We start from the raw sequence: 12,300 nt of genomic DNA, 5'->3' as shown, positions 1-12,300 counted from the left end.
TGATGTCGGCCGGAAAAAACGCGCAGTTCCGTGGGCCTCCACCTGGTCAGGGGTCGGTGATGGTTGTAACAATATTTGTATATTAAGCGGCTGTAAAAGTCTGATTAGTTATAAGTTAATTATAAAAAATAGGCATTAAATTTATAATTTAGATGCGTAACTCTGATGTTGTTGTGGGGCGATCAAAACGTCATCGCGGGCAAGCCACGCTCCCACAGGGGATGGATAACCCGTGGGTACGCGACTTGCCCGCGATGACAAACGGTGGGTAGTGCCTAGGTGCTCCGTCTCGGCAACATCCCGTCGGAGCACCTGAAGCACACAATCAATAAAGGCCCTGACCCCTTGAGTCCTACCCCAGAACAAACATCGCCACCGCCGCCACCCCCATCACGGCCGTCGCCACCCAGCCCAGGACAATCAACGGCCGGCTTGCCGTGAAGTCTCCCATCACCGATTTCTTCGACACCAGCATGATGATGACCACCATCAGCGGCACCGCCACGACCCCGTTGATCACGGCACTCCAGAACAGCGCTTTCATGGGGCTGATGGGCGAGTACTGGATGGCCAGCGCGGCAAGTACGCTGATGGCGATGATGCCGTAGAACCCCCGGGCGTCGCGTACTTTACGTTCGAGGCCTTCATTCCAGCCCAACGCTTCGGAAAGGGCGTAGGCGCCAGAGCCCGCGAGCACCGGTACGCCGATCATGCCAACGCCGAGTATGCCGAGGGCGAAGAGCAGGTAGGCGAAGTCACCGGCCAGTGGCCGCAGGGCGCTGGCGGCTTGTGCCGCGGTGTTGATGTCGGTCACGCCAGCCACGTTCAGGGTTACGGCCGTCGCGAGAATGATGAAGTAGGCGGTGATGTTGGAGTAGAGCATGCCACTCCAGGTGTCCCAGCGGATACGTTGCAACTCCTTGCGCGCTTCGCGCGGGTCTTGATTGAGCGGTGCATTCAGGGGTGGGTTCTGCATGTCCTCGACTTCTTCAGAGGTCTGCCAGAAAAACAGATAAGGGCTGATGGTCGTGCCGAACATCGCGACGACCACCGCGGCAGCGGTCGCGTCCGGGGTGAAGTGGGGCCAGACGGTACGCAGGGCGACCTGCTCCCACGGGATATGCACGGTAAACAGTACGGCGGCGTAAGCCAGCAGCGAAAGCGTCAGCCACTTCAGGAAAAACACGTAGCGGTGGTAAGGGACGAACATCTGCAGTGCCAGTGTCCCGAAGACGAAGAGCGCGGTCATGAGGTGTCGGTTGATGCCACTGACCAGTTCCGCCACCTCTCCCATGGCGGCCACGTCGGCAGCAATGTTCAGGGTATTGGCGATGAGCAGGAGCAGAACGACACTCTGTAGCACAATGGGTGGAAAGGCCGTCTTGATGTTGGCCGCGAGTCCCTTGCCGGTGACTCGGCCGAGGTTGGCGCACATCGATTGAACGGCGGCCATCAGGGGAAAGGTCAGCGGCATCGTCCACAGCATGTTCAAGCCGAATTGGGCGCCCGCCTGTGAGTAGGTGGCGATACCGCTGGGATCGTCGTCGGCCACGCCGGTGATGAGCCCGGGGCCCAGCTTCGACAGCGGGTGCTCTTTCAGGCGCCCCCACAGAACCCGGAAAATATTGGTACGGGGAGCGCGTTCAACGTCCATCGATACACCTCAAGAGTGCTGCGCCGGGAAGGGGGGAGTGAGCGATGCTGTTGAGGGGCAACGGTTTACACCGATGACAAGTATAGAGGTCAAGGTTGCCCATCTCTATATGAATACAGGGCTATTGTTTCAAACGTTTGATCCAGTCATAAAGGTTGGCGCCATCCCTCGACAGTTAGCTACCTGAGCATCGGCACAGATAGTACTGGCGACGGTCATCCACCTCCAGGTCGAACAGTTTCATCCATTCACCCGACAGGCAAGGTCCATAGTGAACATCGATACCCGCATCAAATTCCGCCATCTGCTGTGTTTTCTCGAAGTGGCCCGCCAAGGCAGTCTGACGCGCGCCTCGGACAAACTGGCGATCAGCCAGCCGGCGCTTTCCAAAACCCTCAAAGAGCTGGAAACCCTGCTGGCCACAACTCTGTTCGCGCGCAGTAAAAGCGGTGCGGTGTTGACTGAAGCCGGGGTGGCTTTTCTGCGTTATGCGGGGCCGAGTGTACAAGCGCTACGCGAGGGGGTGAACAGCTTGCGTTCCGGCGAGCATGAACCTGTCACCGCGAGGCTCGGCGTACTCTCCACCGTGGAAAGCTTGCTGGTACCGGAAGTCGTCTGCCGTTTGCACGCTCGACATCCTGCGCTGGTCGTCAGTGTGGTCACTGGGCCGAGTGCGTACCTGCTGTCCCAACTGCGGGTCGGTGAGTTGGACCTGGTGGTCGGCCGCATGACCGAGAGTCCGCAGATTCTTGGGCTGGCATTCGAACATCTGTACAGCGAGTCCATGACCTTGGTGGTGCGTAACGGCCATCCGCTATTGGCCGATTCGCGGGCGCCTAAAAATCTTGAAGACTACCCATTGGTATTGCCATTGGCGGGGACGACGATTCGCAAGTTTGCCGACAGTCTGTTTGTGCAGCATGGCATCAGCCCGCCAAGCCAGAGACTGGAAACCCTGTCATTAACCTTGAGCCGACGTTACGTGCAGTGCAGCCAGGCGATCTGGGTGGCGCCATTCGACGCTGTACGGCAAGACCTGAGTCGAGGTGAGTTGGTGGAGCTGGAGCTGGGGATTCGCGAGCCCGGTGGTTCGGTGGGGCTGTGCAGCAATCCGGCGCTGCCGATGCCATTGGCGGCCCAGTGGTGTGTGGATGTGCTGCGGGAGGTCGGGCAGGAGTATCGAGATGGACGTTATCCGTAACCATTTGGATAGAGGGGCAATATTGCGTGAGGTGATATCAGGGAACTGCGCCACAGGCTGCAACTCGGCAGGGCGCGCAGTTGACCGGCGCCCTGCTTTTTTCGTCTTGTTACAGCAGCGACAGCGGGTAGCTGATAATCAACCGATTCTCGTCGAACTCGTTGGTGCTGTAGTCTCGACGCATGTTTGAGTTACGTAGCCTCAGCGACAGGTTTTTGAGGGTGCCTGACTGAATGACGTAAGCCAGCTCCGACTCCCGCACCCACTCCCGGCCGTTGCTGGTACTGGTGGTGTGCACGTTGTCGCCACGGATGTAGCGGTTCATTATCGTCAGGCCGGGGATGCCGAGGGCGGCGAAGTCGTAGTCATGGCGCAGTTGCCAGGAGTGCTCGCCGGCGTTGTCGAAGCTGGAGTTATAGCTGTCGTTGGCCAGTGTGCCGCCGCTGGTGCCATTGACCCGCATCCAGTTGTCGCCGTTGACCTTTTGCAGACCGAGGTAAAAGGTGTTGGCTGCGTACCTTGCCGAAAACATCCCTGACCAGGTTTTGTTATCAAGATGACCTGTCAGATGGCTGCCATCGTCCTTTCCGGTGAAGAAACCGAGGTTGGCGCCCAGTATCCAGTCGCCCATCGGCTGACGGTGAGTCAGGTTGAAATACTGTTGCTGGTAGATATCTTCCAATTGGGCATGCCACACGCCGACTTGGGTGCGATTGTCGTTGAAGGTGTATTCGGCACCACCAAAGTTGAAGCGGTCGGACGTCACCTTCGGCACGTTGAATAGCGACATGTCCTCCATGAGGCCATCGTTGCGTGGGCTGTTGCCACGGAACTGGCCGCCATAAAGCGTCAGGCCGTCGATTTCCCTGGACGTGATCTGTCCCCCGCGAAAGGTTTGCGGCAGCGAGCGGCCGTCATCGGAGCGCAGGATGGGCAGTACGGGCATCCATTCACCGACCTTCAACTCCGTCTTGGAAAAGCGCGCCTTGACGGCCACTCCAGTACGTCCGAAATCATCTGCCGGAGAGCCGTCACTGTGGATGGGCAGCAACTGCGTGCCCCCCGTGCCCTTGCTGCCATCGAGCTTCATTGAATACAGCCCCAGCACATCGACACCAAAGCCGACCGTGCCTTGGGTGAAGCCGGAGCGGGCGTCGAGGATGAAGCTCTGGGTCCACTCCTGGGCAGTGCGTTGCGCGTTGGCGGGGTTGACGAAATCACGATTGATGAAGAAGTTCCGAATATTCAGATTGACGTTGGCATCGTCGATAAATCCGGCTGCCTGGGTGGTGACTGGAACAAGGACGCTGGCGGCGACAGCGGCTGGAAGTGCGCTGATGAGATGACGAATTTCGGGCATGGCAAGGGACCTTCTTATAGTTATATGAGGGCATCGAATTCGGGGCTGGTTAGTGCTTTTGAACATTTCTTGCGGGGAATGCTTCAAGAAAAGAGGCCTGGAGGGCGGCCTCTTTTACCAACAATCAAGGGTGATCAGTCCTTGATGACTTCAACATCGCGCGGGGACATGAAGTACATCCAGATCAGGGCGATGAAGTACATCGCCGGGATCATCATGAGCAGCACGCTGTAGTTGTTGTTTGTCGCGGTCAGTACCGCGCCGACGATCTGGGTCATGAACATGCCGCCAATCGCAGCGCACATGCCGCCGAAACCGAACACGGTACTGATCAGGTCCTTGGGCGTGTAATCCATCACCAGGCTCCAGATATTCGCAGTCCAGGCCTGGTGTGCGCCGACGGCCAGGGCAATGGCCAGTACCGCAATCCACAAGCCGCTGGCATTGGCGGCGAAAATCACGCCGATGATGGTGATCGCGAATATCAACATCGATAGCAGTCGCGATGTGGTCGCACGCATGCCGCGACCGATCAGCCAGGAAGAAAGGATCCCGCCGCCGATACTGCCGAAGTCGGCCGTCAACCAGATCAGCATGAGCGGAATACCCATCTGGGTAACGCTGATACCCAGGTTGTATTGCTGATTGAGGAACGGCGGCAGCCAGTACAGGTAGAACCAGAACACCGGTGCCGTGAGCGCATAGGCCAAGGCAAACGCCCAGGTGCCGCGCATACGCAGGATGCGTGAGAAGGGGACTTTGGCCGACGCCGGCTCGACGTCCTTATTGATGTAATCCAGCTCGCTTTGGCGCACGGTGGGGTGATCTTCGGGGTTGTGGTACTTCAAGCTCCACCACACCACCCAGATCAAGCCCAGCAGGCCCATGCAGATGAACGCCGCTTGCCAGCCCCATACGGACAGGATCAAGGGCAGCAGGGCAGGGGTCATCATCGCGCCAACGTTGGTCCCGGCATTGAATATGCCGGTCGCGACAGCGCGCTCACCGGCTGGGAACCACAGTCGCGTGGTCTTCATGCAGGACGGGTAGTTGGCGGCTTCGGTCAGGCCGAGAACGAAACGGCAGACCATGAAGCCGACGGCAGAGGTCGCCAGGCCATGGGCGCCCGTGGTGAAGCTCCACAGCAACACGGCCAGGAAGAACGCACGCTTGACCCCGACCCGATCGATGAAGCGGCCTTGCAGCACAAAGCCGATGGCATAACCGACCTGGAACCAGAAGTTGATGTTGGCGTAATCCATCGCCGTCCAGCTCATTTCCTTGGCGAGGAGCGGCTGCATAATGCCAAGGGCGGCGCGGTCTATGTAGTTCAGTGTGGTGGCGAAAAATACCAGGGCGAGCATGCCCCAGCGGGTTTTGCCAACGGCCATGGCATCGCGGATTTTTTCACCGATACCCGGGGGCGCCGCAGTTGTGCGGGAAGTTACTTCGGTTTGAAACATGGCTAAGGCCCTATTCTTGAAATTGTTATGAGCTGGCGGGTGACACGACCGGGGACGATTAAATTCCCAAGGCATTGGCTAACGGTGTTGCGGGCTCGTCCTATGAATGTGCAGCTAGTTTTGAGCAGCGAGCGAAACAGCGTCAATTGGCAAAGGCGGCTTCTGTTCGATAATCGAACACAAAACTAACTGGTTAGTACATTTGTGATTGTCGTGCTAATTTCTCAAGCGAATAATTCGCTGCAGCACCCAGCATGGCCCCGAACAGGCTGATCAATCCGGTGCTTTAACAGGGCGGCCCGTAGCAGCCGCATTCATCCAGGAGCCCGCAGCATGCAGCGTTCGATTGCCACCGTTTCCTTGAGCGGTACCTTGCCGGAGAAACTCGAAGCCATTGCGGCCGCGGGTTTTGACGGTGTGGAAATCTTCGAAAATGATCTCCTTTACGATGATGGCAGTCCGCGCAACATCCGGCAGATGTGTGCTGATCTGGGTATCGCTATCACCTTGTTTCAACCGTTTCGCGACTTCGAAGGCTGCCGTCGTGATCGCTTGCAGCGCAATATCGACCGCGTCGAGCGAAAGTTCGACTTGATGCAGGAGCTGGGCACCGACCTGGTTCTGGTGTGCAGTAACACCGCTACGGATTCGCTGGGCGATGAACGTATTCTTCTGGATGACCTGAGCCTGCTCGCCGAGCGCGCCGGCGCTCGAAACCTGCGGATTGGCTACGAAGCGCTGGCGTGGGGGCGTCATGTCAACACCTGGCAGCAGGTGTGGAACCTGGTACGCCAGGTCGATCATCCGGCGCTTGGCGTGCTGCTCGACAGCTTCCACACCTTGTCACTCAAGGGCGACCCCAGCGCCATTGCGCAGATTCCCGGCGACAAGATTTTCTTCGTGCAGATGGCTGATGCGCCGCTGTTGGCCATGGATGTGCTGGAGTGGAGCCGACATTTCCGCTGCTTCCCCGGCCAGGGGGAGTTTGATCTGGCCGGATTCCTCGCGCCAATCCTGCGTAGCGGTTACACCGGGCCGTTGTCGCTGGAAATCTTCAACGATGGCTTCCGTGCCGCGCCGCCTCGAGCCAACGCGGCGGATGGCCTGCGCTCGCTGCTGTACCTGGAAGAAAAAACCCGCAGGCTGTTGGAAAAAGACGTCGCGCCGATCAACACCGACATACTCTTCAACCCACCTTCGGCAAGCCGCTATGACGGCGTTGAGTTCCTCGAGTTCGCGGTAGATGAAGCCCAGGGTGCACGGCTGTCCACTTGGCTGGAGAACCTCGGCTTTGCCCGTCTCGGTCAGCATCGCTCGAAAGCGGTCAGCCTGCTGGGTCAAGGCGATATCAAGATCGTGCTCAACGCCGAACCCTATTCGTTCGCCCATAACTTTTTCGAGGCGCACGGTCCTTCGCTATGTGCCATGGCGCTACGGGTCGAGAACGGCAGTGCGGCATTGGAACGCGCGCAGATGTACAAGGGGCAGCCATACCGTGGCCTGGTCGGTCCCAACGAACGCGAGATTCCTTCCGTACGTGCGCCGGATGGCAGCCTGATCTATCTGGTTGAACCGACCGAGGCGGGCAAGTCGATCTACGACAGCGATTTCAAGTTGGAGCCACAAGCGATGCCGGGAGGAGGCTTGCAGCGCATCGATCACATGGCGATGGCGTTGCCTGCGGACAGTCTCGACAGTTGGGTACTGTTCTATAAAAGCTTGCTGGACTTCGAGGCCGACGACGAAGTGGTGTTGCCCGATCCCTACGGCCTGGTCAAAAGCCGGGCGTTGCGCAGCCAATGCAGCACCGTGCGCTTGCCGCTGAACATCTCGGAAAATCGTAACACGGCGATCTCCCATGCACTGTCCAGTTATCAGGGCTCAGGGGTGCACCACATCGCATTTTCCTGCGAGGATATCTTTGCTGAAGTCAGCCGCGCCAAGGCGGCTCAGGTGCCGCTGTTGGATATCCCGCTCAATTACTATGACGACTTGGCGGCGCGCTTCGACTTCGACGATGAGTTCCTCAGCGAGCTGGCCTATTTCAACGTGCTCTATGACCGCGATGCCCAGGGTGGCGAGTTGTTCCACGTCTACACGGAGCCGTTCGGCGACCGCTTTTTCTTTGAGATCCTGCAACGCAAGAATGGTTATGTCGGCTATGGCGCGGCCAACGTAGCGGTGCGACTGGCCGCGATGGCCAAGTCCCGTAGAGGTGCCGTGCGCCAGGCCAGGCTCTGAATGAGACTTCCTTCCGGGAGACGCTCAGCCCATAATCGGGCGACTCCAACGCGGTCGTGAGCCCAGAATGACGAATTTCGCCGATGCCGGTGCACCTCAACCCCTCGAAGCACGGCACAAAGGCCGAAAAAACAACCCGGAACAAACCCGCAAGGACATCCTCCAGGCAGCCATTGTCGAGTTTGTCAGCCTGGGTTTGTCCGGTGCGCGGGTCGACGCCATCGCCGAGCGCACGAAAACATCGAAGCGCATGATCTATTACTACTTCGGTAGCAAGGAACAGCTCTACGTTGAAGTCCTCGAGAAGCTCTACGGCGACATCAGGCGAACAGAAAGTCAGCTGCAACTGGCCGAGCTGGAACCACTGCAAGCCATCCAGCGCCTTGTGGAGTTCACGTTCGATCACCATGACCGCAATGTCGATTTCGTACGCATCGTCGGCATCGAAAACATCCACAACGGTGCCAACGTCAAGCAGTCCCCGGCGATTCGCTCGATGAGCCATCACGTCCTGGAGACAATCAAGGAAACGTTACTGCGCGGTGAAGCCCAAGGGGTTTTTCGTCGGGGCGTAGAGGCCATCGATTTGCATATGCTGATCAGTTCCTTCTGTTTTTATCGAGTCTCCAACCGGCATACCTTCAGTGAGATATTCCAGATCGATCTCTCCGAGGAACAGATCAAGCATCGGCACAAGGCGATGATTTGCGAGTCGGTGCTGCACTACTTGCAGGCCGGCATCTGATATTCACGCTCCCGCGCGAAGACCCGCGGCGGCGCGATTGATAGACGCACCGCCTCGGTTTTTCGGGCTCAGCTGTTCATGCTGTTAAAGTGCGCCTGCATGCGCTCGGCGTCGGCCGGGCACTCAGTGAACAGCTCGAAGGCCTTGACTGCCTGGAACACGGCCATGCTGCCGCCATCCAGCGTGCGGCAACCCAAGGCGCGAGCCTGTTTGAGCAGCTCGGTTTCGAGTGGGAAGTAGACGATCTCGGCCACCCATAACCCGGCGTGCAGAAGTGTCACCGGCAGTGGCGTGCCAGGCAGTTTTGCCATGCCCACCGGGGTGGTATTGACCACGCCATCGGCCGCCGCAAGGGCTGCTGCTAGATCCCGCCCGACAATTGCCCGTCCAGCTCCGAAGTGTGCGTTCAGGTTATCAACCAGAGCCTGGGCGCGACTCGGATCAACTTCAAATATCGCCAGTTGCCCGACCCCTTCGGACAGCAACGCATGTGCCACCGCCGCACCGGCGCCGCCGGCCCCCATCTGTATCACGCGGTGACGCGCGGCCTGGGCAAGACCACGGCGAAACCCTTCGGCAAACCCAAGGCAATCGGTGTTGTGGCCGATGCGCTTGCCCTCCCTGAACACCACCGTGTTGACCGCGCCAATACCGCGAGCCTCGTCAGAAAGCTCATCGAGCAAGGGGAGGATGGCCTGCTTGCAGGGATAGGTGATATTGAGCCCGGTGTAACCCATCCGTTCAGCGCTCTTGAGCAGTTCGGGCAGCCCGTTGACGTCGAGTTTCAAGGCATCCAGATCGATCAGCCGATACACATAGCGAATGCCCTGGGCATCACCTTCCTGTTCGTGCATGGCCGGTGTACGCGAGGCTTGGATACCAGCACCAATCAGGCCGGCCAGTACGGATTTCTTGTTCAGGTTCATGGCGATCAGACTTTCAATAGGTGGGCGAAATGTTCAAGGGCGAGACGGTAGCCGTGGGTTCCCATTCCGCAAATCACGCCGACAGCAATGGCCGAGACAAATGAGTGATGGCGGAACTCTTCACGTTTGTGCACGTTGGACAGGTGCACTTCGATCACCGGTAACTCTGCGGCGATCAAGGCGTCGCGGATCGCCACGGAGGTATGGGTCCAGGCTGCCGGGTTGATCACGATGCCTCCACAGCGACCTCGGGACTGATGAATCCAGTCGATGAGTTCACCTTCATGATTGGTTTGGCGAAATTCGATTTGCAGACCGTGAGAGGCGGCCGTGCGTTCACACAGATCGGCGACATCAGCCAGTGTTTCGTAGCCGTAAGTGGCCGGCTCACGAGTGCCCAGCATGTTCAGGTTCGGGCCATTGAGCACCAGGATTACATGAGTCATTGCAATGACCTCCATTGTTTTTTTCACGCATCGGCAGAGGCAGCCAAGCAGGCGTCGTGAAAATGTACCAAATGGTTAATTTCGTCAACGGGGTGGCGCATCGATGTTGAGCCTGAGCGAAGGCCGAAAAGCCGACGAGAGGGCACACGTCGGCCGCAAAGCGTGATGGGCAGGGAGGTTCGGCTCTGGTGCCGGGTTTGGGAGAGCCGTTTGAGTCAGAGAAAACCTGTGCGGTTATCGCCCATCTACGGCACCTCATGGCCCTGTGCCGAGCTCAGAAGCTCGAACCAGTGATCTTTCGTCAGCGTTAGCTGGCAGGCATCTACCGACTCACGTAGCACCTCGATGCGTCTCGAGCCCGAGATGAGCAGTGGCCGGCTGGGCAGTGCAAGCAGCCAAGCCATCAGGACCGTTGTAGCAGGCGCACCCAGTTGCTCTCCCAGGTGTGTCAGGGTCTCCCTGACTCGGCTGGCCACGGGGTCCGAATCGGTAAAAATACGCCCGCCACCGAGCGGCGACCAGAGCATGGGCGCGCACCTGAGCTGTTGAGCCTGGTCGAAGGTCCCATCATAGAGAGGGGCCAGTTGCAGCAGCGAACATTCGACCTGGTTGGTCACCAGTGACAGACCGTTGGCGACCATTCTGTCCTGGAGCAGGGCGAACTGGGAGGGGGTAAAGTTCGAGACACCGAAATCCCGTACTTTTCCTTCCTGATGCAACGCGTTGAAGGCCCGTGCAACCTCATCCGCATCCATCAACGGATCGGGACGGTGGATCAGCAGCACATCCAGGTACTCGGTATGCAGGGCGCGCAGTGAGTGCTCGGCCGAGGCGACAATGTGCTCGAAACCGGTGTCATAGGTCTTGAGTCGATGCTCCGGCCGCCGAGACGAGAGCAACTTGATTCCGCACTTGCTGACCAGTTGCATCTGTTCGCGCAAATGCGGGGCGGCGGCGAGCACTTCGCCAAACAAGGCTTCAGACTGATAGTTGCCGTAGATGTCCGCGTGATCGAAGCTTGTCACTCCGAGTTCGAGCGCGGCTTCAATCAGTTGCCGGCGCTCATGGACGGACAGCGACCACTCGCTCAAACGCCACATGCCAAAGATGATCCGTGAAAACTCCGCCCCTTGTGGGGTGAGGGATACTCGTGATGAGGTGCTCATTAATATTTCCCTATCATCCTTGCTCATGACGTTATGGACCAGGCAGCCCTTCGTGACACTCGGATTCAACTGAGCGGGAAGCCAGGCGCAAGCGCTCAGGATTCAGCATCGGCCCAGCGTTCGCGTATCTTGAGGATTTCAGGCAGGCAGTCCAGAAATATCCCTACCAATTCAGGGTCGAAATGCTGGTTGCATTGCTGGCGTATCAGTCCTACGGCGTCCTCGACAGACCAGGCGCGTTTATAGGGCCGCTCACTCGTGAGGGCATCGAACACATCGGCTATGGCGACCACACGGGCGACATGGGGGATGTCTTCACCGGCGAGTCCATTGGGGTAGCCGCTGCCGTCCCATTTTTCGTGATGGCTCAGCGCGATGATTTGCGCCGTATGCAGCAGCCCTGAAGGGTGGTCACCGATAATTTTGGCGCCGATCACGGTGTGCTGGCGCATGATCTGCCATTCATCGTCCGTGAGCTTGCCAGGCTTTTGCAGGATGGCGTCGGGGATACCGATCTTGCCGACGTCGTGCATCGGCGCGGCATGCAGTAAATCATCCGCTGCGTAGCGGCTATAGCCCGCGGCCAGGGCCAGCGTCTGCGCAAAGTGGCTCATGCGTATGACGTGCAGGCCGGTCTCGTTGTCCTTGAACTCGGCCGCCGTGCCCAGGCGCTGGATGATCTGCAAGCGTGTATCGCGCAGCTCCTGTGCCTGCACGAGCGACAAGTGGGTGCGCACGCGGGCTTTGACGATACCGGGATGGTAGGGCTTGCCTATGTAATCGACCGCGCCCAGTTCCAGGCCGCGTGTCTCGTTGTCGACCTCGCTCAGCGCGGTGACGAAGATCACGGGGATGGCGCTCGTGCAGGGATCTTGCTTGAGCGCTGTGCAGACGTCGTAGCCTGAAAGGCCTGGCATCATGATGTCGAGTAAAATCAGGTCCGGGCGATCAGTGCGCACAAGTTCCAGGGCCTTGTACCCGTCTTTGGCGAAGAGTAGTCGGTAGTCATCCTGCAGCGTGTGGCGCAGGACCTGAAGATTGATTGCCTCATCATCGACCAGCAGCAAGGTCGGGCGTTGGTCTGTCATTCGCTTCATA

Annotated in this window: 10 protein-coding genes; 3 read left to right on the top strand and 7 right to left on the bottom strand. The window is 58.6% G+C overall.

Going from position 1 to position 12,300, the window contains the following annotated elements:
• Window positions 1-352: 352 nt before the first annotated feature.
• Window positions 353-1,654, bottom strand: coding sequence for an NRAMP family divalent metal transporter (locus HX830_RS13230; RefSeq protein ID WP_177100628.1), 1,302 nt, complete (start codon window positions 1,652-1,654; stop codon window positions 353-355).
• Window positions 1,655-1,925: 271 nt separating this feature from the next.
• Between HX830_RS13230 and pcaQ the strand changes: the two genes are divergently transcribed.
• Window positions 1,926-2,855 carry a pca operon transcription factor PcaQ gene (gene pcaQ / locus HX830_RS13225; protein WP_103494879.1) on the top strand — a complete coding sequence of 310 codons (930 nt, stop codon included), beginning with the start codon at window positions 1,926-1,928 and terminating at the stop codon, window positions 2,853-2,855.
• A 109-nt stretch (window positions 2,856-2,964) separates the two neighbouring features.
• Here pcaQ and HX830_RS13220 read toward each other — a convergent pair whose 3' ends face one another.
• Together HX830_RS13220 and HX830_RS13215 are read right to left on the bottom strand one after the other, a co-directional pair.
• Entirely contained in the window at window positions 2,965-4,215 is a 1,251-nt protein-coding gene (locus HX830_RS13220) for an OprD family porin (RefSeq protein ID WP_177100626.1), read from the bottom strand.
• Between the two features lie 134 nt (window positions 4,216-4,349).
• The gene (locus HX830_RS13215) at window positions 4,350-5,678 is read right to left on the bottom strand and encodes an MFS transporter (protein WP_103494877.1); all 1,329 of its coding nucleotides are present in this window, start codon (window positions 5,676-5,678) and stop codon (window positions 4,350-4,352) included.
• Window positions 5,679-6,011: 333 nt separating this feature from the next.
• On the opposite strand from HX830_RS13215, the gene quiC reads away from it, so the two are divergent.
• Entirely contained in the window at window positions 6,012-7,919 is a 1,908-nt protein-coding gene (gene quiC / locus HX830_RS13210; RefSeq protein WP_177100624.1) for a 3-dehydroshikimate dehydratase QuiC, read from the top strand.
• A gap of 67 nt (window positions 7,920-7,986) precedes the next feature.
• Window positions 7,987-8,664: a TetR family transcriptional regulator gene (locus HX830_RS13205; RefSeq protein WP_103494875.1), complete on the top strand. Its 678-nt coding sequence runs from the start codon at window positions 7,987-7,989 to the stop codon at window positions 8,662-8,664.
• Window positions 8,665-8,732: 68 nt separating this feature from the next.
• On the opposite strand, the gene HX830_RS13200 is transcribed toward HX830_RS13205, so the two are convergent.
• From HX830_RS13200 to HX830_RS13185, 4 genes are all read right to left on the bottom strand, one after another.
• Window positions 8,733-9,590 carry a shikimate dehydrogenase gene (locus HX830_RS13200; protein WP_152740350.1) on the bottom strand — a complete coding sequence of 286 codons (858 nt, stop codon included), beginning with the start codon at window positions 9,588-9,590 and terminating at the stop codon, window positions 8,733-8,735.
• A 5-nt stretch (window positions 9,591-9,595) separates the two neighbouring features.
• Window positions 9,596-10,036, bottom strand: a complete 441-nt coding sequence (aroQ, locus tag HX830_RS13195; protein ID WP_103494873.1) for a type II 3-dehydroquinate dehydratase — start codon at window positions 10,034-10,036, stop codon at window positions 9,596-9,598.
• Between the two features lie 245 nt (window positions 10,037-10,281).
• Window positions 10,282-11,202 (bottom strand): aldo/keto reductase, encoded by a 921-nt coding sequence (locus HX830_RS13190; RefSeq protein WP_248746050.1) that lies wholly within the window; start codon window positions 11,200-11,202, stop codon window positions 10,282-10,284.
• A 95-nt stretch (window positions 11,203-11,297) separates the two neighbouring features.
• Window positions 11,298-12,299: a response regulator gene (locus HX830_RS13185; protein WP_177100622.1), complete on the bottom strand. Its 1,002-nt coding sequence runs from the start codon at window positions 12,297-12,299 to the stop codon at window positions 11,298-11,300.
• Window position 12,300 lies beyond the last annotated feature (1 nt).

The organism is Pseudomonas gingeri (assembly GCF_013385425.1).
Taxonomy (GTDB): Bacteria; Pseudomonadota; Gammaproteobacteria; order Pseudomonadales; family Pseudomonadaceae; genus Aquipseudomonas; species Aquipseudomonas gingeri_D.
This window is presented reverse-complemented; position numbering and strand designations above follow the sequence as displayed.